The sequence below is a fragment of the Streptomyces sp. CNT360 genome, from assembly GCF_000424785.1.
In genome coordinates, this window is record NZ_KE384244.1 from 182,115 (window position 1) to 205,093 (window position 22,979).

At 69.6% G+C, this 22,979-nt stretch carries 22 protein-coding genes; 12 read left to right on the plus strand and 10 right to left on the minus strand.

The annotated features are described in order from the left end of the window. Positions 1-37: 37 nt before the first annotated feature. Positions 38-214 (plus strand): hypothetical protein, encoded by a 177-nt coding sequence (locus H297_RS43420; RefSeq protein ID WP_158693759.1) that lies wholly within the window; start codon positions 38-40, stop codon positions 212-214. Between the two features lie 115 nt (positions 215-329). On the opposite strand, the gene H297_RS0128485 is transcribed toward H297_RS43420, so the two are convergent. The 3 genes from H297_RS0128485 to H297_RS38885 are packed head-to-tail and all read right to left on the minus strand — an operon-like array spanning position 330 to position 3,816. Beyond that, the gene (locus tag H297_RS0128485; RefSeq protein WP_027739829.1) at positions 330-1,220 is read right to left on the minus strand and encodes an SDR family oxidoreductase; all 891 of its coding nucleotides are present in this window, start codon (positions 1,218-1,220) and stop codon (positions 330-332) included. Beyond that, complete coding sequence (locus H297_RS0128490; RefSeq protein ID WP_027739830.1) at positions 1,217-2,203, minus strand: alpha/beta hydrolase; 987 nt, start codon at positions 2,201-2,203, stop codon at positions 1,217-1,219. The genes H297_RS0128485 and H297_RS0128490 overlap by 4 nt, the downstream gene beginning before the upstream one ends. Beyond that, positions 2,200-3,816 carry a flavin-containing monooxygenase gene (locus H297_RS38885; protein WP_051352251.1) on the minus strand — a complete coding sequence of 539 codons (1,617 nt, stop codon included), beginning with the start codon at positions 3,814-3,816 and terminating at the stop codon, positions 2,200-2,202. The genes H297_RS0128490 and H297_RS38885 overlap by 4 nt, the downstream gene beginning before the upstream one ends. A gap of 260 nt (positions 3,817-4,076) precedes the next feature. Between H297_RS38885 and H297_RS38890 the strand changes: the two genes are divergently transcribed. Continuing rightward, entirely contained in the window at positions 4,077-4,949 is an 873-nt protein-coding gene (locus H297_RS38890) for a MerR family transcriptional regulator (RefSeq protein WP_486589705.1), read from the plus strand. 154 nt (positions 4,950-5,103) lie between these two features. On the opposite strand, the gene H297_RS0128505 is transcribed toward H297_RS38890, so the two are convergent. Continuing rightward, positions 5,104-5,907, minus strand: coding sequence for an exodeoxyribonuclease III (locus tag H297_RS0128505; RefSeq protein WP_027739831.1), 804 nt, complete (start codon positions 5,905-5,907; stop codon positions 5,104-5,106). Between the two features lie 96 nt (positions 5,908-6,003). Here H297_RS0128505 and H297_RS0128510 point away from each other — a divergent pair, with 96 nt between their 5' ends. Continuing rightward, positions 6,004-6,492 (plus strand): GNAT family N-acetyltransferase, encoded by a 489-nt coding sequence (locus H297_RS0128510; protein ID WP_027739832.1) that lies wholly within the window; start codon positions 6,004-6,006, stop codon positions 6,490-6,492. Positions 6,493-6,630: 138 nt separating this feature from the next. Here H297_RS0128510 and H297_RS0128515 read toward each other — a convergent pair whose 3' ends face one another. Further along, positions 6,631-7,374: a hypothetical protein gene (locus H297_RS0128515; protein WP_027739833.1), complete on the minus strand. Its 744-nt coding sequence runs from the start codon at positions 7,372-7,374 to the stop codon at positions 6,631-6,633. 102 nt (positions 7,375-7,476) lie between these two features. On the opposite strand from H297_RS0128515, the gene H297_RS0128520 reads away from it, so the two are divergent. The 3 genes from H297_RS0128520 (at position 7,477) to H297_RS38895 (ending at position 9,242) form a co-directional block, all read left to right on the plus strand. After that, on the plus strand, positions 7,477-8,088 hold the full coding sequence (locus H297_RS0128520; protein WP_027739834.1) for a DUF1269 domain-containing protein: 612 nt from the start codon (positions 7,477-7,479) through the stop codon (positions 8,086-8,088). Between the two features lie 17 nt (positions 8,089-8,105). Continuing rightward, positions 8,106-8,426 (plus strand): DMT family transporter, encoded by a 321-nt coding sequence (locus tag H297_RS0128525; protein WP_486589706.1) that lies wholly within the window; start codon positions 8,106-8,108, stop codon positions 8,424-8,426. A 222-nt stretch (positions 8,427-8,648) separates the two neighbouring features. Continuing rightward, entirely contained in the window at positions 8,649-9,242 is a 594-nt protein-coding gene (locus H297_RS38895) for a hypothetical protein (RefSeq protein ID WP_027739836.1), read from the plus strand. 85 nt (positions 9,243-9,327) lie between these two features. Here H297_RS38895 and H297_RS38900 read toward each other — a convergent pair whose 3' ends face one another. Together H297_RS38900 and H297_RS38905 are read right to left on the minus strand one after the other, a co-directional pair. Beyond that, entirely contained in the window at positions 9,328-10,320 is a 993-nt protein-coding gene (locus tag H297_RS38900; RefSeq protein WP_486589707.1) for a putative RNA methyltransferase, read from the minus strand. 37 nt (positions 10,321-10,357) lie between these two features. Then, on the minus strand, positions 10,358-11,053 hold the full coding sequence (locus tag H297_RS38905; protein WP_486589717.1) for a maleylpyruvate isomerase family mycothiol-dependent enzyme: 696 nt from the start codon (positions 11,051-11,053) through the stop codon (positions 10,358-10,360). A gap of 123 nt (positions 11,054-11,176) precedes the next feature. Here H297_RS38905 and H297_RS44650 point away from each other — a divergent pair, with 123 nt between their 5' ends. Further along, on the plus strand, positions 11,177-12,367 hold the full coding sequence (locus tag H297_RS44650; RefSeq protein ID WP_027739837.1) for a LysR substrate-binding domain-containing protein: 1,191 nt from the start codon (positions 11,177-11,179) through the stop codon (positions 12,365-12,367). Between the two features lie 8 nt (positions 12,368-12,375). Here the strand turns inward: H297_RS44650 and H297_RS0128550 are convergent, their stop codons facing one another. Beyond that, positions 12,376-13,596 (minus strand): macrolide family glycosyltransferase, encoded by a 1,221-nt coding sequence (locus H297_RS0128550; RefSeq protein ID WP_037795649.1) that lies wholly within the window; start codon positions 13,594-13,596, stop codon positions 12,376-12,378. A gap of 488 nt (positions 13,597-14,084) precedes the next feature. On the opposite strand from H297_RS0128550, the gene H297_RS0128555 reads away from it, so the two are divergent. Next, positions 14,085-14,957 carry a DUF2637 domain-containing protein gene (locus tag H297_RS0128555; protein ID WP_027739839.1) on the plus strand — a complete coding sequence of 291 codons (873 nt, stop codon included), beginning with the start codon at positions 14,085-14,087 and terminating at the stop codon, positions 14,955-14,957. Between the two features lie 311 nt (positions 14,958-15,268). Next, the gene (locus H297_RS0128560; RefSeq protein WP_027739840.1) at positions 15,269-16,144 is read left to right on the plus strand and encodes a methyltransferase domain-containing protein; all 876 of its coding nucleotides are present in this window, start codon (positions 15,269-15,271) and stop codon (positions 16,142-16,144) included. 27 nt (positions 16,145-16,171) lie between these two features. On the opposite strand, the gene H297_RS0128565 is transcribed toward H297_RS0128560, so the two are convergent. Further along, entirely contained in the window at positions 16,172-17,461 is a 1,290-nt protein-coding gene (locus H297_RS0128565; protein WP_486589718.1) for an MFS transporter, read from the minus strand. Positions 17,462-18,332: 871 nt separating this feature from the next. On the opposite strand from H297_RS0128565, the gene H297_RS40545 reads away from it, so the two are divergent. The 3 genes from H297_RS40545 to H297_RS43425 all read left to right on the plus strand — a co-directional run bounded on the left by H297_RS40545 (position 18,333) and on the right by H297_RS43425 (position 21,190). Further along, on the plus strand, positions 18,333-18,992 hold the full coding sequence (locus tag H297_RS40545; protein WP_486589708.1) for a hypothetical protein: 660 nt from the start codon (positions 18,333-18,335) through the stop codon (positions 18,990-18,992). Between the two features lie 364 nt (positions 18,993-19,356). Continuing rightward, entirely contained in the window at positions 19,357-19,977 is a 621-nt protein-coding gene (locus tag H297_RS38920) for a DUF4365 domain-containing protein (protein ID WP_486589719.1), read from the plus strand. Further along, positions 19,970-21,190, plus strand: coding sequence for a hypothetical protein (locus tag H297_RS43425; protein WP_158693761.1), 1,221 nt, complete (start codon positions 19,970-19,972; stop codon positions 21,188-21,190). Before H297_RS38920 ends, H297_RS43425 begins: the two co-directional genes overlap by 8 nt. A gap of 473 nt (positions 21,191-21,663) precedes the next feature. On the opposite strand, the gene H297_RS43430 is transcribed toward H297_RS43425, so the two are convergent. Next, positions 21,664-22,971 (minus strand): hypothetical protein, encoded by a 1,308-nt coding sequence (locus tag H297_RS43430; RefSeq protein WP_158693762.1) that lies wholly within the window; start codon positions 22,969-22,971, stop codon positions 21,664-21,666. Positions 22,972-22,979 lie beyond the last annotated feature (8 nt).

The window sequence follows — 22,979 nt, forward strand, 5'->3', positions numbered from 1 at the left end:
AAGGAGCCCGTGAGGACACACATCCCGAGGAGTACCGATGGGCCTGGCAGACCAGTTCAAGGACAAGATGCAGCAGATGCAGAACAAGTCCAAGGAGAAGGGCTCCGACAGCAAGTCCGGTGACCGCGGCGATCAGGTCCGCGAGAAGACCGAGGAGATGAAGGACAAGGCCCAGGACCGCGCCGAGGAGATGAAGGACAAGCGCGACCGCTAGGGCCTCTTCTCCCTTCTTCACCGTCCGGCGGCCCCCGCGGCACTCGTGCACGCGGGAAGGCCGCCGGACGTGTTGCACGGGGTGCCGCCGGCGCAAGCCTCGCGCCGGCGTCCGGTCACCGTTCGGCGCGCGCCTTCTCGTCGGCCGCGCCGCCCGCGCCCACCAGACCCACCTGCACCCCGCCTGCCTGCTCGATCCGGGGTGCGACACGCTTCATCTCGCGCTGCCCGAGCGGCCCGCCGATCAGCGGCCCCAGGTAGCCGCGTACCGACTGCATGCCCCGCAGCCACCACTGCCCGTAGACGTGGGCCGAGCGCCGCTCGATCCCGTCGACGATGCGGTCGACGGCGGGCCCCAGCGGGTAGGTCTTGTTGGTGGGCCACGGCAGTTTCTGCCGCACGTCCCGCATGACGTCGTGCGCGTCGGCGCCGCGCACCATGTCGGTGTCGGTCCAGCTCAGATAGCCGACGCCGACCCCCACCCCCTTGTAGCCGACCTCGGCCCGCAGGGCGTGCGCGAACGCCTCCACGCCGGACTTGGAGGCACAGTAGGCGGTCATCATCGGCGCGGGTGTGATGGCGGCCAGCGAGGCGATCTGCAGGAAGTAGCCGCGCGACTCCGCCAGGACCGGCAGGAACGCGCGCCCGGTGACGGCACCCCCGATCAGGTTGACCTCGACGACCCGGCGCCAGGCGACGGGATCGGAGTCCATGAAGGGCCCTCCGGTGGCGACGCCGGCGTTGGCGACGGTGATGTCGACCTTGCCGAAGCGGTCCTTGACCTCGCGGGCCACCCGGGCCATGGCCTCGTGGTCGGTGACGTCGGCGTGCCAGTACGCGGAGTCGGTGTGCAGGGACGCGCTGACCCTCTTGAGCTCCTCGGGCTCCAGGCCCACCAGCGCGATCCGGGCGCCGCGCGCCGCCAGCTTGCGGGCGAGCAGCGCCCCCACCCCACGCGCCGCACCGGTGACGACGGCGACCTGTCCCTCCAGGCTGACCCGGCTCATGCGCTCTTCTCCTTCGTCGTCGCGGCGGTGAGGTGGTTGCGGACGAGCCCCGCGAGCACGTCGCTGACGGTGCCCGGCTCCTCCAGCGGCGTCATGTGGCCGCGCCCGTCCAGCTCGTGCACGCCGGTGCAGTCGGGCAGCAGCGCGGCCAACCGGTGCGCATGCGGCAGGGGGGTGAGGCGGTCGTGGGTGCCGATGACGACGGCGGTGGGCGCGTCGAGCCGCGGCACCTTCACGGTCAGGTCGAGCCCGGCCAGCACCCCGCCCCAGGCGGCCCGTACACCTGTCGGGCAGGCGTGCACGATGCGCGCGGTGGCCTCCACGGTGTCGGCCGCGGGCCGGGGCCCGAGCGTGCCGTACGCGAGGGCCTTGCGCGTCAGCGGGGTGACGGGGCCCAGCGGCGCGCTGGCGCCGAGCAGCGCGCGGTGCGCGTGGTGCCGCATCCGCTCGGAGCGGAACGGCAGCACCCGCGCCTGCCCCGTCAGGTGTTCGGCTCCGGTACTGCACAGCATCAGTGCGGCACCGTGTGCGCGCAGTTGGTCCCGCCCGGCGGCGGCCATGAGCGTCATGCCGCCCATGGAGTGCCCGCCGATCACGGCCCGCTCCCCCGGCTCCAGCGCGGTGTCGAGGACGGCGCACAGGTCGTCGGCCAGCATCGCGGTGGTGTAGGCCCTCGGGGTCGCGGCGGCGGGGCTGCGGCCGTGGCCCCGCTGGTCGTAGACGACGACGCGGTGCCCGGTGGCGGTCAACTCGCGGATGACCGGGGCCCAGAAGAGGGTCGAGCAGGTCCAGCCGTGGGAGAGGACGACGGCGGGGTCGTCCGCGCTCCCGTGCACCTCCACGGGGAAGCTCACCCCGTCCCCGGAGCGCGCGGTCAGCTCGCGCGCGGGCGTGGGCGACGCGTAGCGTCCGGTGAGCCCGCCCGGCCCGCGGGCGGCGGTACGGCCGCCGGCCGCGGAACGGTTGCTGCGCAGCCGGCTCATCGGGCCTCCTCCCGCGCCGAGACGGCCGCGGGCGACTCCTCCGCGGCAAGGGAGGCACCGGCGCCATCCCGGTTGACGCTGCCGGCCAGCAGCGGCGCCTTGCGGCGGGCGGGCGTCCCCTCCGCACCCGCCCGGCGCAGCACCTCGTACTCCTCCAGCCACACCTCTCGCGTGATCTTGCGGAACTCGGCGGTGGAGCCCGGCCACACGGCCACGGGCCGGCCCTGGGAGTCCAGGTACCAGCTGGTGCAGCCGGTCTCCCACACGCTGGAGCTGATCCGCTCGCGCAGCTTGGCGTTGTAGGTGTGCTGGGCGATGGGCCGCACGTCCAGGGCCGCCTTGTCGCCGCCGCCGAGGGTGTCGAGCTTGCGCACGTAGTCGATCAGGTAGTTGAGCTGCGCCTCGATGATCAGGATCATCGAGCTGGTGCCCAGTCCCGTGTTGGGTCCGATGACGAAGAGGAAGTTGGGGAACCCCGTCGTCGTCGTGCCGCGCAGCGCGTTCATCCCGTCCTCGCGCCACGACTCGGCGAGTGTCTCCCCGTTCGCGCCCTTGACCAGGTCGGCGACCGGCATGTCCGAGACGTGGAAGCCGCTGCAGAAGACGATCACGTCGACCTCCGCCTCACGCCCGTCCGCGGAGACGAGCGTGTTGCCCCGTATCTCCTGCAGACCGGAGTCGACGACGGTCACGTTCGGCTGCGCGAGCGCCGGGTAGTAGTCGTCGGACACCAGCGTGCGCTTGCAGCCCACACGGTAGTCCGGCGTCAGCTTGCGGCGCAGCTCGGGATCCTTGACCGCGCGCTTCATGTGCAGCGTGGAGAACTTCTCCACGGCCGGCAGGAGTTTGGGGTGCTTGGCGAAGACCTGTGTCTCCACCTCGTGCCAGCTCCACAGCGCCAGGCGGCGCAGCTTCTGCGTGAGGGGGAAGCGGGCGTGCAGTTTCTGCTCGGCCCTGGTGATGCGACGGTCGTTGCGCGGCACCACCCAGGCGGGGGTGCGCTGGAAGACGGTCAGGTCGCCGACGACCGGCTGGATGGCGGGGATGATCTGGATGGCCGAGGCGCCGGTGCCGATGACGGCCACCCGCTTGCCGCGCAGGTCGAGATCGTGGTCCCAGGTGGCCGAGTGGACGACCTCGCCGTCGAAGGACTCCAGGCCGGGGATGTCGGGCAGCTTGGGTTCGGAGAGCGGGCCGGTCGCCGAGACGACGATGTCGGCGGTCAGCGTGCCCTGGGAGGTCTCCACCCGCCAGTGCAGCTCCTCCGCGTCCCAGGTCATCTGCCGCACCTCGGTGCCGAGCCGGATGTGCTGCCGCAGCCCGAAGGTGTCGGCGATCCGCTCCAGGTAGGCGCGGATGTCCGGCTGGCGCGAGAAGCTGCGCGGCCACTCGTGGTTGGGTGCGAAGGAGAACGAGTACAGGTGCGAGGGGATGTCGCACGCGCACCCGGGATACGTGTTGTCGTGCCAGGTGCCGCCGACAGCCTCCCTGCGCTCCAGGATGACGAAGTCCGTCACTCCCTCGCGGCGCAGCCGTACGGCGGCCCCCAGGCCGCCGAATCCGGTGCCGATCACCGCCACCCGTACGTGCTCCTGCTCGTGCTCGGCCGCCATGCCGCCGCCTCCCGAGGTCTGTCGCATCCGTGCGCTGTGCCGTGGGTGTTCCGGAAGGAACGGGTCGGCCCTGCGCGCTGCCGGGATCCGTCCGAAGTCCCCGGAGCCCGCCCGGAGACCACCTCACGACCGTGCCAGTAATCACTGGCACGGTTCGAGAGTAGAGCAGCCGCATACTCATGGGTAGGGGTCGGCGCGAGGAAAGTTACCGACGGTCGCACCGGCCCGGCGCCCGGCAGCCGCCGCCTAGGCTGGGGAGCGTGGCGAGCGCGAACGAGCAACACACGACGGACGAACCGGGCGGGCCGGACCGCCGGGCAGCGGGCATCGACGCGGAACCCGCCCCGCACAAGCGGGAGTTCCGCGCCCAGGAGCTGGCCGAGGCGGCGGGTATCACCACCCGCACCCTCCGCTTCTACCGCGAACGCAAACTCCTCCCGCCGCCGCGCCGCGAGGGCCGCATCGCCTGGTACGACGCACACCACCTGGCCCGGCTGCGCAGCATCACCGCGCTGCTGGCCCGCGGCCACACCCTCGGCGGCATCGCCGACCTCCTCGACGCCTTCGAGCAGGGCCGCGACGCCCGCTCGGCCGCCGAGGTCATGGGCCTCGACTCGGCCCTGACCACCCCGTTCTCCGAGGAGACCCCCGTCCGCCTCACCCCGGAGGAACTGGCGGACTACTTCCAGGGACAGGTCACCGTCGACAACCTCGCCGCCTCCCTGGACATCGGCTACGTCGCCATCGACGGCGACGAGTTCGTGCACACCAGCCGCCGCCTGCTGGAAGGCTCCGCTGAACTGGTCGCCAAAGGCATCCCGCTGGCCGACGTCCTGGAGGCCGGCCGCGCACTGCGCGAGCGCACCGAGGACATCGCCGCCCTGCTGGCGCGCCTCTTCCGCACCCACCTCCTCCCCCGTCAGGAGCGCACCGACCCGGCCGCCCTCGACGAGCTCCTCAGCCGCGTCGCCCCCGTCGCCAAACAGATCGTCGAAGCAGAACTCGGCCTCGCCCTCGACCGCCGCGTGAAGGCCGAGTTGCAGGAGTGGCTCACCAGCCGCACCGGCACCGCCCCAGGGAAGGAACCGGACGCAGCAGCAGGAGAGGGCGCGGACGAGTCCGTCAGGGGGTGAGCAGGCGGGCCGCCTGCCCAGAAGCGCCCGCAACCGCAGCCGGGCGGCATGGCCGCCCGGGCGAACACGGCGCCCTCACCCCACGAGAAGCGGCCGGACCCCGGCGGTCCCGGGGCCGGACGCGTGGCGGTCCCAGGACCGGGCCCCGGCGGTCTCAGGGGGCGAAGTCGACCGTCACCGGGGCGTGGTCGCTCCACCGCTGCGCGTGGGTGGCCGCCCGCTCGACGGTCGCCTTCAGCGCGCGGGCGGCGAGCCCGGCCGTCGAGACGTGGTAGTCGATGCGCCAGCCCGTGTCGTTGTCGAAGGCCCGCCCCCGGTACGACCACCACGAGTACGGCCCCGCCACCTGCGGATGCAGCGAGCGGACGACGTCCGTGTAGCCACCGTCCGCGGGGTCGAGGACCCGGGAGAGCCAGGCCCGCTCCTCGGGCAGGAACCCGGAGTTCTTCTTGTTGCCGCGCCAGTTCTTCAGGTCGGCCTCCTGGTGGGCGATGTTCCAGTCGCCGCAGACCAGCACCTCGCGTCCGGAGGCGGCCGCACGCTCCCGCAGGTCGCACAGGTAGGGCAGGAACGCCTTCATGAAGCGCTCCTTCTCGTCCTGCCGCGGGGTGCCGACCTCCCCGGAGGGCAGATACAGGCTGGCGACGGTCACACCGGGCAGATCCGCCTCCACATAGCGGCCGGACGAGGCGAACTCCTCGACGCCGAAACCGATCCGCACGGCGTCGGGCTCGCGCCGGGTGAGCAACGCCACACCTGCCCGGCCCTTGGCGGACGCGGGCGCCCAGAAGGCGTGCCAGCCCTGCGGGGACCGGACCTCCTCGGGCAACTGCTCGGGCTCCGCGCGGACCTCCTGGAGGCAGACGACGTCCGCCTCCGTGGCCGCCAGCCACTCCGCGTAGCCCTTCTTGGCCGCCGCCCGCAGCCCGTTGACGTTGACGGTGCTCACCTTGCGCAAAACTGCTCCCCGTAGGTCTGCGGACGGGCCCGCACCCTGCACGGGGGACCCTTCCCGGCCCGGAGGCCGTCCGCGATGTCCGCATACGATGCTCGCATGCAGATCGTGCCCGTCGCCTTCGACCACCCGGACGCCCGGAAGCTCAATGATCTCGTGCTGGCGGAGTACACCCGGCGCTACGGCGACCCGGAAGGCGACGCCACCCCGCTGGACCCCGCGATGTTCCGCCCGCCGCGCGGCCTGTACCTGCTGGTCTACGACGACGAGCAGCGGCCGGTCGCCACCGGCAGCTGGCGGGCGATGGACGCCGGTGGCGAGAACTACGCGGACGGTGACGCGGAGCTCAAGCGCATGTACGTCGTCCCCGAGGCGCGCGGGCGCGGTCTGGCGCGGCGCGTGCTCGCCCTGCTGGAGGAGGACGCCCGCGAGGCGGGCCGGGCCCGGATGGTGCTGGAGACCGGCGTCCACCAGCCCGAGGCCATGGCCCTGTACACCTCGTCCGGTTACGAGCCGGCACGGGAGAAGTTCGGGCACTACCGGTTCCACGAGGAGAGCCGGTGCTTCGTGAAGCCGCTGAACCCGTGAACGGGGTTCCTCTGCGACGACGGTGACGAACCGGGCCGACGCCTCGGGCGACGGGCCGGTCAGCGCGCCGGGGCAGCCCGGTCCCGGTGCCGAGCCGAGGCAGCCAGGGAAGCCCGCCCGGTGCCGAGTACTCGCACGTCAGGTGACCGGCCCGGCACCCACCGACTCCCCGGCCGCTGCCGTCCCCCGCGCGAAGTCAGCCACCTGCGCGATGCCCAGGTCCTCCATCGCCGCCACCCGCACTCCCGGGTGCGCACCCTCCCCCTCCAGGGCGGCGGTGAGGGCCCGGCCCGGCGGCAGCTCCACCCAGCGGTCGGCGCCGGACCGGCGCAGGGCGGCTGTCGTCTCCGCCCTGCGCACGGGCCGGGCGATCGATCCGGCCAGGTCGTCGAAGACGGCGTTGACGTCGTCTCGCAGACACTCCCCGCCGGTGCAGGACACGTAGGCCACCGTGTGCGCGCGACGGCGCACGGTGGCCAGGTGCTGCGCCATGCGGACAGCGAGGTCGTGCGGGGGCTCTGCGGCCCGCTCCAGCAGCTCGGCCCGGACCCGGACGGCACGCAGCGCCTCCGGCAGCGTGAGCAGCCCGGCGACCACGGCGGCGGCGAAGCCCCCCGGCCCGTGCCCGGCGACCACCGCGGGCCGCACCTCCTCGTCCTCCGCCAGCGCACGGGCGCCCGCCACCCCCGCGATCAGCAGACAGACGTGCCGCGCCACCTCTGACCGGGTCAGCGCCTCCGCGGTGTCGAGCTGCGCGACCCCTCCCGGGTGACTGCACTCGGCCTCGGCGAGGGCGACGGCCGAAGCCGCGGTGTCGGGCAACCGGTGCAGCGTGCCGGGGCGCAGGGAGCCCGGGCCGGGGAAGAGGAACGCGACGCTCATGACGGCCACCCTCGTACGCCCGGCCCCGGGACGCCAGCCGGCCCGCTGCCGCGACGGCGCCCTGCGGATGCCGTCCGCTCCCGGAGCGCCGATGGTGGGCGTATGACGGAATACATCGTGTTCGCGGATTTCACCGGGCGCGGTACCCGTGCCGCACTCCAGGCGCTCGACGCGCTGGAGGGGGCGCACCGTGCCGGCACCGTCGCGCTGCGCGAGGCGCGGGTGATCGGGCGTGACGCGGGCGGGGGTGCGGAGGTCGTCGCCGAGGTCGACAACACGGGCGGGGCGACCGGATTCGCCGTCGGCGGTCTGGTCGGCGCGCTGGTCGGACTGGTGGGCGGCCCGGCGGGGGCCCTGCTGGGCTTCAGCGCGGGCGGACTGATCGGCGGGGGCCACGACGCGCGCCGGGTGGTCGAGACGAACGAGGGCATGGAGGAACTGACCGCGGAGATCCCTCCGGGCAGCACCGTCGTGGTGGCCGACATCGACGAGCGCTCCACCGATCCGACCGATGCGGCCCTCGGTCCGGGGGTACGCCGCTACCTGGCCACCCGTGTACGCAGGGACCTGGAGGACACTTTGTCGCATCCCCCGGAGCCGCCGAACCCCTCGGACGCCCCCACGGGGCCCGTCGCCGGGCACGAGACGGGACCGCACGGGGAGGGCGAGAGCGTGCGCGCCAGCGGCCGGGAGGCGCACTGGTGGCGCCGGTAGCGCGGAAGGAGCAGCACGTGGGTCTGGCATGGGGCGTTCTGATCGTGTCGGGCTGCCTGGAGACCCTCTGGGCGACCGCCCTGGAGGCGTCGAAGAACTTCAGCCGGCTGTGGCCCTCGCTCCTCTTCCTCGTCGCGCTGGCCGCGAGCATGGCCGGACTGTCGTACGCCGTGTCACAGATCCCGCTCGGCACGGCGTACGCGGTGTGGGTGGGGATCGGCGCCGTCGGCACCGCCCTGTACGGGATGGCGGTCCTGGGGGACGCGGCGACGGTCGCGCGGCTGCTGTGCCTGCTGTTGATCGTGGTCGGGGTGGTGGGTCTCAAGCTGATCCGCTGAGGCCGGGGACGGACGCCGGTGCGGGCCGGGGAGACCGGTGGGCCCGGAGGAACGCCGGGGACGGACGCGGTGCGCACAGCGGTGCCCGCCGGGGCCCCGGACCTGCTGGTCTGCCAAAGGTTCCACCACTTTTACCCCTTCTTTACATGTTCCCGTCAGGTCGCTAGGTTGACGCCGCGTACCACCGCCCGGCTCCTTCTCTCCGTCCAGGAAGGCAGTCCCATGACTCGTCCGCGCCGTCTTCTCACCGCGCTCCTCGGCACCGCCACCGCCGCTGCCGCCGCCGTGACCTTCACCGGGAGCGCCCAGGCAGCCGCCCCGGGGGCACCCCCCACGGCCGCCCCCGCCTCCGCCGCGCCGGGAGCCGTCGAGAGCCCCCGGCTCACCGCCAAGCTCACCCACTCCCAGGCCACCGCCAAGTTCAGCGCGGCGGGCGTCACCTGGACCTCCAGCGGCGGCTGCTCGGACCGCAACACACCGACCTGCACCTCGTTCGACAGCCTGCGCTCCGAGACAGCGGACGGCGCCGTCACGCTGAAGAAGGCCTCCGGCTGCGCGGTCCGCCTCACCGGCGGTACGGAGACCGGCCACGCCTCCGGCACGTACAGCCACTGGAACGGTTACAAGCTCGACATGTCGCTCTCCAGCTGTCTGGACAGCTACATCAAGGGCACCTTCACCTCCATCGGTGGCTCGAAGTGGAAGTCCGGCTCGGGCAACGTGTACTACCACGAGGGCAACCACTGGGACGTGACCTACTACAACTGCGGCGGCTGCCTGGCCCCCGGGCACGCCACCCGGTCCGCCCAGGGGTAGCGGGTGCGCCCCTTGCTGGCCGGAGTGCCGCAGGGCCAGGGGCGCACACGGCACGCCCGCTCGGTGTGACGGCCGGACGCCGGCCTCAGCGACCGCGCCCGGCGCCCCCTGAGCTCTCGGGGCTTTCCGGGGTCCCGGTGGGGCCGTTGCTGATGCCGGTTCCCTCGCTCCGGGCGGGTTTCGCCCGGTAGACGGCAAGCTCGAACGAGGCCGTCACTCGGGCCGGCTCCCCCAGCGCGCGCACGCGTGCCCGCAGTTCGCCGGGCTCGACATGGCGTGCGGCGGGCCCCATGGAGGCGAGGTTTTCCACGTCCTGTCCGGACAGGACGACGGTGTACTCCAGTGCCTCCGCCCTCTCCCGCTCGAAGTGCGCGGACAAGGAGCGCTCCAGCCGCTCCTCCTTGTCCGGGTCGACCTCCAGCAGTCCCAGCCGGTCGCGCAGTTCGTGCAGATGCCGCCGGGTCGGGGTGACGACCAGCAGCGCACCTCCCGGACGCAGGATCCGGTGGAACTCGGCACCGTTGCGCGGGGCGAAGACGTCGAGGACCACGTCGACCGCGCCGTCCCGCACCGGAAACGGCCGCCACACGTCCCAGCTCGCCGCGCCCGCCCGCGGGTGGGCGCGCGCGGCACGGCGCAGCGCGTAGGAGGAGGTGTCCAACGCCAGCCCCACACAGCCCGGCAGGGCGTCCAGAACGGCGGCCAGGTAGTACCCGGTGCCCGCCCCGGCGTCCACAACCGTCGCCCCTTCGGGCAGCCGCAGTGCAGCCGCGAGGCGCGCGAGAGCGTCCGTGAGGGGCGCGTAGTGGCCCCCTGCCAGGAACGCGCTGCGGGCTCCCACCATGGCCGCGCTGTCGGCGTTCACCGTGCGCCTGGCACCGGACAGCAGACTGACGTACCCCTGTCGTGCCGTGTCGAAGGTGTGCCGCCGGGGACAGCGCAGCGACCGCCCCACCACGTCGACAGCTTCCTGACAGACGGGGCAGCGCACCACCCGGGACGTCAGCGTGTCCCACGGTCCACGCCCGGCGGGGTCGTCCGGTACGGAACCGTGGCAAGTGGCGGACGGTGGGGGCATGGCAGGCGCTCTCTCGGGCTGTTCGGGGCCTCCCAGGCTACCGCCGGGCCTCTCCCTCCCCGCCCGCCGGACGGCCGGACCCGCCCCCCGGGTGCCGGGGGATCTGCGCGGCGAAGCGTTCGGCCGCCTCACCCCGCAGCAGACCGGGCGGCACCCGGCGTCCGAAGGCGACCAGCAGCAGGTCCTGCCCCGCCCCGTACACCGGCGCCCCACTGCCGTACGACCACGACAGGTCCTCCGCGCGGAGCGAGACGCCGGTGAGGTCGGCACCGAAGAACTTCGCGTTCCTCGGGGTGACGCTCTCCAGCAGCACCCGCACCCGTTCCTCGGGGACGCGGCGCTCGTGGCCCAGCGCCACGGTGATGTCCAGACCGTGCACCACGTCGTGTCCCAGCGCCGCCACCAGCCCTCCCACCGGCGGCTTCCAGGGGTGGCGGGCGTTGTCCCGCAGCGCCGCTGCGATCTCGCCCGTGCTCATGGCGGCGGCGTCCCGACGGGCGCAGTTGTCGGTCATGCCGTGCAGGCGGCCACGTGCCCGGACCAGTTCCCGCAGCATCCGGGAGCGCGAGGTACGGAACCCGGACGACATGTGGGCGGCGACTTCCCGGACCCGCCATCCCGCACACAGCGAGGGCGCGTCCCAGTCGCCCTCGGGCAGGCCGTCCAGCATGGCTGCCAGCTCGGTACGTTCGGCCGCGATCCCGTCCCTGATGAGGTGCTCGCCCTGCACGATGTCCCCGCCTCCCGCTCGTTCGTCGGGGTCCTCCCAGAGTGGGCGGCAGCAGGTGCATAAGTCCAAGAGAGGATTCTTCTCCACTTCAGAAGCGTCGGTTATGACGGCGCTACCGTGGTCGGCATGGACCTTCGCCAGCTCCAGTTCTTCGTCGCCGTGGCCGAGGAGGGCAGCTTCACGAGGGCCGCGGCCCGACTCCACCTGGCCCAGCCCGGCGTCAGCGCCCGCATCCGCCAGCTCGAACGGGAACTCGGCCATCCCCTGCTGGACCGCTCCGCCGCCACCGGCCACAGGGGCGAGCCGGGCGGAGAGAGCTCACGGGACGTGCAGGGCGTACGGGGCGAGCAGGGTGCGTACGACGGTCCCTGCGGGCTCGACGGAGCCGGACTCCCCGGGGACAGCGGACTCGGCGGTCCGGACGCAACCGGCGGACCCGGCGGTCAGGGCGGGTCACAGGGGGCCGGCAGCGCGACCGGCTCCCCCGCGTCGCCGTACCGGCAGCGGACGGCACGCCGCGGCACCCGGTCCGTTACGCTCACCCAGGTCGGCGAAGCCGTGCTGCCGTACGCCAGAGCGGCGTTGGAAGCCGCCGAGAACGTGCGGCACGCCGCGGACGCGTTCACCGGGCTGCTGCGCGGCCACGTCGCGGTGGGGCTCGTCTCGGGCGCGACGGACGCCCGGGGACGGTTCGACATCGCCTCCGTACTGGCCGACTTCCACGAACAGCACCCGCATGTGGAGATCGCGCTCACCGAGGACACCTCGGAACACATGGTGCGCGCCCTGCACCGCGGGGAACTCGACATCGCCGTCGCCGGACTGCCCGACGGTCACCCTCCGCCGGGCACCGACGCGGACATCGTGGTGGACGAACCGGTGGTCGTCGCCGTCGCACCGGGCGACCCGCTGCTGACGGAGCCGCAACCGCTGCACTGGACGGCGCTGCGGGACCGCGCCCTGATCAGCCTCCCGCGCGGCACCGGGCTGCGCGGAGTGCTGGAGCGCGTCTGCGCGCAGGCGGGGTTCCGGCCCCGTGTCGCCTTCGAGGCCGCGGCGCCGCCCCTGCTCGCACAACTGGCGGCCCGGGGGCTGGGCGTGGCTGTCGTACCGGCCATGACCGACGAGACCGCCGCCACCCTGGGGCTGCGCACGCTGCCCCTGACCCCCGAGCCCCGTGCCCGCATCGGTCTCACCTGGCGCGCCGACGGCCCCGCGAGCCCCGCAGCCCGCGCCCTGCTGGCCCCCTTGCGTGCCGCCCTCGGCGCCCCCCGTGGCCGGGACGAGACAGACGCCCTGGGGGAATGGGAACCGTGAGCCGGACCTCAGCCGGCGAGGCCCGCGTACTCCTCGATGAGCTCCACGGCCCGCCGGGTGCCGCCCTCGGCGCGTGTCCGGGTGCTCAGCTCCGCGCTGCGCCGGGCCACCTGCGGGTCCTCGGTAAGAGCTCTCAGCGTCTCCCGCAGCAGCTCGGGAGTGGCCTGAGCGGTCTCGATACGACGGGCGACACCGAGGTCCTGCAACCGGTCGGCGTTGTCGAACTGTTCCGCGCCCTGGGGCACGGCGATCATCGGTGTCGCGGTGAGCAGCCCCTCGGAGCTGCCACCCATCCCCGCGTGCGTGACGAACGCGTCGGCCTCCTCCAGGATGGCCAACTGCGGCACCCACGGGTGCACTTCCACATTGTCCGGAACCGCGCCCAGCTCCGCCGGGTCGGTGTACTTGCCGATCTGCAGAACGACGTGCCAGCCGGGCAGCCCGCCGAACGCCGCCACACAGGAGCGGTAGAACTCCGCCTGCCTGGTGTACGCGGAGCCCAGTGAGACCAACAGCACCCGCTCGGCCTGCGCGGGACGCTCCCAGGTGCCCCGGGCGCCCGGACCGCCCAGGCAGGGGCCGACGAACGCCACGCGGTCGGGGTCCACCTGGTCGGCATGCGGCTGCATGACGCGCGGGATCATCGCGAGCGCCCGCGCGGGGAGGCTCATGTAGGTGGCGACGTCCGTCGTGGTGGCGCCGGAACGGGCCAGCCAGGAGGCGTACTTGGCGAAGTAGGCGTCGGCCCCCGGCAGCGCGCGGAGCTGCTCCCCGACGTCGTCCTGGTAGTTGTCCCAGGCGACGAACGTGGGCGAGAGCTGCACCACAGGCCTGCCCTGGCCCTCGGCCAGCGCCCGGGCCGCCATGGCGCCGATGTCGCACAGGTAGACATCGGGCCGGTCCTGGTCGTAGGCGGCGCGCAGCCGCGGCAGCGCGGCGATCGAGTCGTCCAGGAAGAGCTCCATGGCGGCGATCGGGTCGTTTGGCCAGGTGTTCTCCGCCACGGGGAGCGTGGAGGGGCAGGGCACCAGTTCGGCGCCGGTGGAGGTGACGAGGTCGGCGACGGCGGGATCGTTCGCATACGTCACCCGGTGTCCGCGGGCCACCAACGCGCGGACGACCTCCAGGCTGGGCAGCACGTGGCTCACGGCGGGGATGCCGATCATCGCGATGTGTCCGCGACGGTCGCCCGCACGGGGCGTGCGAAGGGTATGCGGGTTACGGGACATGAAGGATCACTCGTTCCAGTTCTACGGTTCTGCCGCTGCAGCACCCGGCGGCGCCCCGGCCCTGTCGGGCGGGCGCTCAGCCGCTGCGAAAACGGTGCTCTGTCGCGGCACGGACACGGTCAGGGGCTGGAGCGCGCGTGGCGCGTCCGGAACCCGGCGCGAGACGGGGCGCCACCCCGGCGCGTGTCAGCCGTAGATCTGGTGAAAGTACATGGCCGTCACTCTAGTGCCCGACGCCTACGCCCGCACGGATGAAAGGCGACCTGACAACCGCATGTCCATAAGTCTGAACACTGCGCACAGGGGTTTCCGCTGGCTGGAGTAGTCGTTGACGAGTTGTGACCGAGACGGTCGCATCCAGCCACTTGGCTGGCCGTCGCGGACGACACGGGGCCACGCGCCCGGGCCGCCTCCTGCCACATCGCGTGCGGTTCGAACCGCCCCGGTGGCCGCCGTCCGAACCTGCCCTCACAGAAGAGAGTTCCGTCTTGTCCGAGACGTCGCACACGTACGCGTACTACGCGCCCCGTGACCCGGACGCCGGCCTGCCCGGTCCGCGGAAGCCGCCGTTCCAGTCGGACGTGCACGCGGCGTATCCACACGGCAGATCCACGCTTGCGGACAGTCTCGCCGCGCACCTGCGCAAGGAGGAGTACTCCTCGCACTCGCGGTCTGCGGACCTCACCGACACCGGGACCCTCGGCCTCACCCGCCTGTCCTCGTCGCCCCCCGAGCACGACGAGCATCCGGAGCAGGCCGCACACCCCGACCTGGAGACGGAGCTCGCCCGCTTCCTCGACACGGTCGAGCAGCAGGCCATCATCGACTCGCAGGCCGCGCTCACCCGCGCGCGACACCGCAAGGAAGGCGCCATCGACCGGGTGAAACAGCACCACCGGTCCGACCTGACCTGGCGGCGCGTACTGAGCGCCTTCTCCATCACGCTCACCGCGGTGATCGTGCTCCTGGTCAGCTTCCTCGGCGCCAAGGCGTCCTACCCGTCGCTCTACAGCCTCGCCCAGGAATCGGCGCCCCCGAGCGTCGCCCAGGCCTGGCCCCTGCTGATCTACGCCCCGTGGGTCGCGGCCACCCTCTCGATCCTGCGTACCCGCGCCTACCGCCGCCGCACCGTGCACTCCTGGCTGGTCGTCCTCTTCTTCGCCGCCATCGCCTCCCTGCTGTGCGTCGCCGACGCGCCCGCCACCCCCGCGGGCATCGCGGTGGCCGGGCTGCCGCCCATCACCGCGCTGCTCTGCTTCCACCAGCTCGTCCGACAGCTCGACCTGCCGCCGGTGCCGAGCGCACCCTCCCGGCACGCCCGCCCCTCCAAGGGCACCAACCGGCACCGCTCGGCAGGCTGACCCGCCCACCCGTTTTGCCGTAACGGCAACGAGAGGTGCCACGCGCCTCCGGCCCACAGCAGTCTGTGGACCGGAGGCGCACGCATGAGCGGCACGCCTTGGGCGATGCCCCCGCGCCGCCCGAGGCGGCCCGTCGCGCAGCCGGAGACGGACGCCCTGCCGTACGTACCCGGTGATCGCGCATGCCGCCCGGCACAGCGGAGCTCCCGAGCGCCCACGCGCCCGAACGCCCAGGCACCGCTCACCTGCTCATCCGGCGCCCGAGACCGAGCGTCCCAGGACCCGAGCACCCACCACGCAAGGAGGACACTGTGGAAGACCGTCGCACGGCCGAACCCGACTGGGAGGCGCTCGGCACCGCATTGGAGCGCGAAGCCGAACTGCACGCCCCCACGACGGAGACGGCCGCGGCCTGGCTGGAGGAGCTGCTGGACACCGACACCGCCGGCACGACGGCGGTCAGCCGCGTCCTCGACGTCGGCAGCGGACCCGGCGTCATGAGCTGCCTGCTGGCCCGCCGCTTCCCGCGGGCCGAGGTCGTCGCCGTCGACCAGGCCGCCGGGCTCCTGGAGCGGGCCCGCAGGCGCGCGGCCGCACAGGGCCTCACGGACCGCCTGCGGACCCTGCGGGCACAGCTTCCGCACGACCTGGCGGCCCTCGGCTCCGCCGAGTTGATATGGACCGGCCACGCCGTCCACCACCTCGGCGACCAGCAGGCCGCGCTGGACGCCCTCGCCGCCCACCTGCGCCCCGGCGGCCTGCTGGCTGTCGCGGAACGCGGCCTGCCCCTGCGCTTCCTGCCCCGGGACATCGGCATGGGACGCCCGGGCCTGCAAGCGAGGCTGGACGCTGCGGTGGAGGAGGCGTACGCGCAGATGCGGGCCGATCTGCCCGGCAGCACGGCGGTGGTCGAGGACTGGTCCGCGATGCTCTCCCGCGCCGGTCTCGTCCCCACCGGCACCCGGACCTTCCTCACCGACCGTCCCGCCCCGCTGGCACCGGAAGCCCGGGACCTTCTGCACAGCCTGCTGTCCCGCCTGGACGACCAGCTCTCGCCCCACCTCGACGCACAGGACCGCGCCACCCTCACCCGGCTCCTGGCCGAGGACTCCCCCGCCGGCATCCTCCGGCGCCCCGACGCCTTCTACCTCACCGCCACCACCGTGCACACCGCCCGCGCATGCTGACCGGCCGGTCGGCGCCTCTCCTCCCCGTCACCCGTGGGTATGCGCCCGCTCCGGGTCGTGGGTTTGCGGAAGGTCGCGCTCGTGGCGCATCGGGCTCATGGCGAGCACGAGCCAGGAGGGTGCGACGACGCCCGTCATGATCCACATGGCCGGCCGGTACCCGACAGCGTCGCCGAGCACGCCGCCGAGCAGGGATCCGAGGGGGATGGTGCTGTGGTTGATCATCATGGCCGTCGCCACGACCCGGCCGAGCATGTGCGGTGGACAGTAGATCTGCCGGAAGCTGCCGACCACGACGTTGGCCACGGAGACACCGACCCCCACCAGGAAGGCCCCCGCCACGAACAGCAGCAGCCCGGCCCCGGCGGTGGTCATCGGCAGGAGCAGCGCGAACGGCGCGGTGGCCATCTGCAGGAGCAGCAGGCCGCGTCCGGTGCCGAACCGCCGGCTGACCCTGGCGGCCACCAGCGCGCCCACGATGCCGCCTGTGCTGCCGCTGGTGAGCAGCAGCCCGACGGTGGCCGGGTTCAGTCCGACGGTGCGCACCAGGAAGACGACCTGAACCGCCTGATACCCCATCAGTGCCATGTTGATCACGGCGCCCCAGGTGACCATCGGCCGCAGGTAACGGTCCCGGCCCACGAAGCGGAGCCCCTCGACGATCTGCCGTCGAAGAGGCGGACGTTCCTCATGGAGCCCCCGGTCCGGCTCGGCCACCCTGATCCGCCGCAGACAGACGGCGGAGACCAGAAAGGTCACCGCGTCGGCCAGCAGCGCGGTGACCGCCCCGAACGCCTGGGCGAGCAGCCCCGCCACCCCCGGCCCGGCCACCTGGGTGGCGGCCTCGCTCCCCTGCAACTTGGCGTTGCCCTCCAGCAGGTCGCGGCCGTCGAGCACGATGCGGATGTACGAGTGGTAGGCCGTGTTGAAGCACACTGCTGCGGTACCGCAGACCAGCGCACTGACGACCAGGTGCTGGAGAGTGAGCACTCCGAGCCACGCCGCCAGCGGAACACTCACCAGCGCCGTAACGGACACCAGATCGCACGCGATCATCAGTGGCCGTTTCCGCATCCGGTCCACCCACGCACCCACCGGCAGGCCCACCAGCAACCAGGGCAGCCACGCCGCAGCGGCGAGCAGGCCGACGGCGGTGGAGTCGGCGTCCAACACCACGACCGCGATCAGCGGCAAGGCCACCACACTGATGCTGTTGCCCAGCCCGCTCACCGTCTCGCCCGTCCACAACAGGCGGAAATCCGGCCGACCGAACACCCCCCAGCGGCTTCGGCCCCGTCCCGGCACGTCATCGCTCACATCCACACCGGCATCGTGCCGCGAGCGCCCCGACCTGACCCACCGGTTATTCAGTCGGACCTGCCCAGGAGAACCCAGCCGCCCCGGGCACCATGCCCCCAGCTCCCCTGCCGCCCCACCACACGAAAAAGCCCCCACCGGACATCCCCGGCGGGAGCTCTGACGTCTGTGGACCTGAGGGGATTTGAACCCCTGACCCTCTCGTTGCGAACTACGGGCGGGGTGGTTGTTGGGGGGCGGCTGGGGCCTGTGGCTGGGCGTCGGCGGCTGGTGCAGGGGGTCTGTGGTCGCGGGGGTTGCTGTACTTCGCTGCTGTACCGCAACGGCCCCCGCACTGACCTCAGCCGGAGAAAGTCCGCCACGAAGGCGGGATTGCAGAACGACCAGGCGCGCGTATGCCCCGCGCGCCGGCCACCGGGCTCAGCCGAGCTGCATGGAAGAACAGACGTCCAGCGGCGGGACACCTGGGCCCACCGACACTCGCTTTAGGAGTTCGATCGGGCTGCTGTGGCCTATGAGGCTGGCCGGATCCACGGTGCCGTACACGGGTGCTCAAGTCTGCTGCTGTCCGGCGCCGTTGATGTCAGCCGTGGATGTCAGCGCGCATTTGATCGAGGACTTGGGACGGCGCGGCGACGAGGAATGCGGCTGGTTTCCTGCTACGCAGTTGGGGGTGTGTTCTCCCAGGTCACTCGCGCGCGCGGCACGTTGTCAGTGGTGCGCTCTACGCTACGAAGTAGTGGCGTCACCAGGGAGGTTCACCATGGTCGAACGGGTACGTCGGAACTACACCAACGCAACCGTGGCCGCGTTGATGACTCTTGCCCGCGGAGGGTGCTACGTACCAAGGTGCGGGGCGCCGACTATCCGCATGATCGATGGGCAGCCAGTGGTGAATCTGGACATCGCGCATATCCGGGCCCTCAAGCCGGACGGGAAGCGGTACGACTCGGCGTGGACCGTGGAGCAGCGCAACAGCTTCGCCAACCTGCTGCTCCTTTGCAACGTGCACCACAAGCGCATTGATGGCGCTGGCGGTGAGCGGTACACCGTGACGGTCCTGGAGGCATGGAAGCGTAAGCGGGAGGCTGACGGACAGGAAGCTCTGGCAGGGCTCAGTGGAGTAACCGAGGCGAAGCTGACGGCGATGATTCATGAGGCGCAGGAGAGCTACATCGAGCAGATCCAGCCGGTTCTTGACGCCGTCGCGAAGCAGATGCCGCAACTGTCGTCGCTGATGAAGGTGCTGAAGTCCGACCTGGAGAAACAGCGTGGTCGCGGGGGACAGGCGGTGTCCGAGGACACTGCCTGGATGATTTATCAGGCGAGTAGGGACCTCGCACATCTTCAAGACACTGCCCCGTGGTTGGAACAAGCCAGCTCGGAACTCTCGCACCTCCGGGACACCGCTCCGCGACTTTCGGACGCAGCGGACGATCTGGTGGGGCTGGAGGATCGCATCTCCATGTTGCGTGCTGCGGCTGCCGAGTTGAAACGGGCTGCTGATATGGCCACGAACGCTCGGCTGTAGGTCGCCGGATCTGTTTTGGGTGAGAGGTTGGGGCCACTGAGCTGTCTGCGACTCGGGCAGCGCCAGGCCTGCTCGGAACCGCCCGAGGGCAGCCGCTAATCTTGGAGGCTCGCCCCAAAGGGCTGCCCAAAGCCGTGGAATCGACCGGACCTGGACATGAGCTGACTATCGTGACCAGGCTCCGCCTACCTCCCGCGTGCGTGGACCGGCGGACCGCGGCCCCGCCCAGCACGTAGTGATTCACAGGCTGACTCCCAACGATACCCAGTGCACCGCTCTTCCTCACCGTCAGAGGTGGGTACTAATGTTCGACAAGTGTGCTTGGGCCAAAGGTTCCGTTAGCACCTACCCTGACCGCGCCTTGGTGATCTACGCTGGCGTAGGGAGTTGGGGGGTGCCGCCTGTGGTGGGCTTGATCGATGGTGGGGGCGACAGAGAGCCTCGCCGACGGCACATCGAGGCGGTTGATCCGTCGACATACACCGACATGATGGAGCAGCTGCAGCAGGGGTATCTCAAGAGTGTGGCTGCTACCGCAGGCTGCACTGTCGAGTTCGTAGACCGGGATGTCTGGGGGGTCGACGCTCAGATAATCCGCCCGGCGCTGAGTGTGCACGATCAAGAGACCATGCTTTTCGTGCAGCTCAAGTGCACTACGCAGATCACCCCAGATCATTCAAAAGATTCTTTCGGGTATCAGTTCACCAAGCGTCAGTACTTTGACCATATGGTCAAGTACCGCTTGTGCCCCAAGGCGGTCCTCGTCGTTATGACGGTGTCTCCACGTCAGCTCGACTGGACGGAGGCTGACCATGGCGGACTCGTGACTAAGCGGTGCTGCTACTGGGCACATCTAGAGGGAGTCAAGGCCGAATCGACGGTCCAGAAGCCAACGGTCCGGATACCCACGAAGAACATTCTTGATGGGAACTCTCTAATCAACCTTATGGACAAGCTTGATAGGGGTGAATCGCTGAATGACTGAGAACGCAGGCGTTACGCTCCCATCCAAGGTTGATCCTGCTCGGTTGACTTCCATCCTCGAGGATGCTGGTTGGCAGCAACTTGGCGGCCGGCGCGGTCTTTATGTGCGCCTCGCACCTCCAGGTGAGTCTACTTCGGCCTCGTCGGCGAGCCTTATTATCCCTTTGGATGATTCAGCCCCAGAATTTTCGGACGTTATGCGGTCTGCGTTGGTGCAGATTTCTCGAAACCGGGAACTCTGGTCTCGTTCTATCTATCCGAGACTGGCAGTCGCAGCATCAGACGAGTTTCGTTTCCGGAAAGAGTCTTCGGCTCCTAGTGGTCTGATTCAATGGCGTAACGGTGAAAAGCTAATTGAATCAGCCAGGAGGACGCTGCTTGCTGGCGCCAAATATTTCATGGGGCCGGGAAGGCATTTCGTCAACAAGTATGGCAGGTTCGCCGGTCGCTACTTGGATGAAGTCTTGATGGGGCAGACTGCCCCAGGCAGCTACATCGTCACGGCTTATGCTCCACCTTACGCTCCAGTGGCTCTCAAGACGGGCGGAAGCGAAGCGTCTACCCCGATTGCTGAAGTGGGAACAGCGCATGTTCGGGAGGTTAATGAGGCTGTGGTGCGTGCCGTTAGCGCCACGGTAGAGGCCCTTCAGCACTATAAGAGCAGCGGTTCTCTATCCGGTTTTGAAGATGGCGTTGCACGGGGCATTTCATACGAAATGACGAATGCCATTCTGGGAATTGCTTCGCAGTCCGAAGAGGCCGATCTCACGGTTGAGTGGGATGCAGATACTCCACTGTCTCACCCTGTTGAATCGCACTTCGAGTTCCGTGGTGATGACGTGGAGCCTCTCTCGCGGGCGGCTATTAAGCTTGCCGAAGATACATCCACTCAGCATGTCACTATTGTGGGGCGTGTTCACTTGCTTGCCAAAAAGCAAGCAGGGAGTCCGGGCGTATTTGGTATTGACTCATTGCAGTCACAGGGGCCGCGCAAGGTTCGAGTCCGATTGGCGGATGAAGAAGACTATCATGAGGCAGTCCGGGCGCACGAGGAAGATCTAGCTTTGCAGGTCAGCGGGCGTCTCGAAAAAGAGGGAAACTTGAGTTGGCTCTACGATGCCATCGTAGTCCGCACCATGGGTCATCTAGATGAGTACATTGTCAAGCGGTCTGGCGTATCGCCTAACCAAATGAATCTGTTCTCTTCGGATTGAACCTCATATCTGAGGTCGGTGGAGCGGGTTTGGGCTGGAGCTGCTTTGGGGTGAGAGATCGGGGGCCACTAAGCTGCTTGCGACTCGGGCAGCACCTCGCCGAGGCTCGCCCCAAAGTGGCTGCCTAAAGCAGTGGAGCCGACCGGACCGGCCGTGATCTTTTTCAAGGAAGCAGGCTTGCCCGCCTTTTCGTGTGCGCGGGCCGGCGGACCGGGCCGGAGCGGGCCGGAGCGGGGCGGAGACAGGAGCGGCGGCCCGGGGAGCCGGGCCGCGCGCGGCGAGCGGAGCGAGCCGCCTTGAGCCTCTCAGTGCCTTCTTCGCTGTGGTTGACCGTCGTGGACTGCCGCAGCTGGCACACATCTGGCACGTCGGTTGCCCTCACATCGCGTTTGGTGCAGGGCGGTCGGAGGGTTGCTGGGGGCTGGGACTGACACCTGGCGCAATCGCCGACTATGGCTCGATGCTGTGAACGATTACATGACTTTACCGTGCGCGATGATAATTTGTTCTGCGCAAAAACGAAGGAGAGGTATCTCCTTGGAAAGCTCAATATCATCGACGAAGGGAAAATACTTTGGCCTAGCGCCATCTTTCGCGTGAACCAGTGCGTTTCGCGTTTGGTATATGCGCTTTGCCAGTGCAGCCTTTATCTCGGCGTCTCGATCGGCTTCCAAGTCTACCGGGACATTATCACTGAACGACGGCGAGTCACTTTTATAGTAGGCGATCAAATCCGCACTGTGTGCCCGTAGATCTTCTAGGAGGCGCTCAGTGTCAACGAAGTTCTCCAGAACTAGCGCCAGTGCCCGTTGCTCGTCAACTCCGCCTTCATCGCGCACCCGGCGCTGCGTTGCTGTTACGAGTCGGATCACACCCTGAACATCTTTAGAGCGCTTAAGGGAAAAGGCCGGATCGGCAATCTTTCTGCGCACTTGCTCGACAAAGTCATCATTGAACACCTTCTCAAAGAAGTGTTCAGCAATGTGATAGTAGGAAAGATACTGGAGCATGGGGCTCTCAGCTGACACGGCCAATTGATAGTGGTGAACCAGGTCCGAGTTGTACGTCATTCTCGGCGCATCCATCGCCCCGTCCGAGATTCGGCCGCGCCTCCTTACTCGACCCACGCCGAAAAGATGGTCGATGTTGGCTGCCACGCGATACGAAACATCGTAATTAAAAGCCAGTTGGAACAGGAATGCCTCTGCGGCGTCCTTGAATTCTGATCGAGGTCGCGTTGATTCAATTCGCAGAGTTCTCATGGGCATTACCTCGCCCATTAGTCGTGTTAGAGAGGTGTCAGGGCTGTCGTCTGGAAAATCGTAGTACCCGAATGGCCTTCTATCCCTAAGTCGTCTACGCGAATTCTGGATATACATAGGCATGCGCGAATAACCAGGAGGGGGATTCTGTGCTCGCAGGAGAAGGTTTAGCGTGAATGACAAAGAGGGGTTTCCGACTGAATACGTGAGGCCAGTCTCGTCGGAGGAATTGATGCTTTCTAGGTCTCTCGGCATAAAGCCAGAGGGGCCCAATGCTCCGTTGCGGACTATCAAGTACTCGCAGTGGCTGGGCCACTTAACCTGCGCTGCATTCTCGCGTTCGGCCTGATTCAATTCGGTAGTTGCTGCTTTAAGCTCTGAAAGCTCCAGGCGGCTTATTTCTGTTTCTGGATTGACGCGAAGAGGGTTTTCAAGGATTAGATGAGTGTCGGTCCATGCATCTATGTCGAGGACCAGCTTAAGCGCGTTTATCGCCTCCTCGTGTGTAATTTCAGTCATCGGATTCT

Bases quoted from the DNA above. Each gene is read 5' to 3' on its own strand.
- H297_RS0128520 (WP_027739834.1), top strand. From the start codon at position 7,477: ATGACGGAATACATCGTGTTCGCGGATTTCACCGGGCGCGGTACCCGT.
- H297_RS44650 (WP_027739837.1), top strand. From the start codon at position 11,177: ATGGACCTTCGCCAGCTCCAGTTCTTCGTCGCCGTGGCCGAGGAGGGC.
- H297_RS38885 (WP_051352251.1), bottom strand. From the start codon at position 3,816: ATGGCGGCCGAGCACGAGCAGGAGCACGTACGGGTGGCGGTGATCGGC.
- H297_RS43425 (WP_158693761.1), top strand. From the start codon at position 19,970: ATGACTGAGAACGCAGGCGTTACGCTCCCATCCAAGGTTGATCCTGCT.
- H297_RS0128490 (WP_027739830.1), bottom strand. From the start codon at position 2,203: ATGAGCCGGCTGCGCAGCAACCGTTCCGCGGCCGGCGGCCGTACCGCC.
- H297_RS0128550 (WP_037795649.1), bottom strand. From the start codon at position 13,596: ATGTCCCGTAACCCGCATACCCTTCGCACGCCCCGTGCGGGCGACCGT.
- H297_RS40545 (WP_486589708.1), top strand. From the start codon at position 18,333: ATGATCGATGGGCAGCCAGTGGTGAATCTGGACATCGCGCATATCCGG.
- H297_RS38895 (WP_027739836.1), top strand. From the start codon at position 8,649: ATGACTCGTCCGCGCCGTCTTCTCACCGCGCTCCTCGGCACCGCCACC.
- H297_RS38900 (WP_486589707.1), bottom strand. From the start codon at position 10,320: ATGCCCCCACCGTCCGCCACTTGCCACGGTTCCGTACCGGACGACCCC.
- H297_RS0128510 (WP_027739832.1), top strand. From the start codon at position 6,004: ATGCAGATCGTGCCCGTCGCCTTCGACCACCCGGACGCCCGGAAGCTC.
- H297_RS0128485 (WP_027739829.1), bottom strand. From the start codon at position 1,220: ATGAGCCGGGTCAGCCTGGAGGGACAGGTCGCCGTCGTCACCGGTGCG.
- H297_RS0128515 (WP_027739833.1), bottom strand. From the start codon at position 7,374: ATGAGCGTCGCGTTCCTCTTCCCCGGCCCGGGCTCCCTGCGCCCCGGC.
- H297_RS43420 (WP_158693759.1), top strand. From the start codon at position 38: ATGGGCCTGGCAGACCAGTTCAAGGACAAGATGCAGCAGATGCAGAAC.
- H297_RS43430 (WP_158693762.1), bottom strand. From the start codon at position 22,971: ATGACTGAAATTACACACGAGGAGGCGATAAACGCGCTTAAGCTGGTC.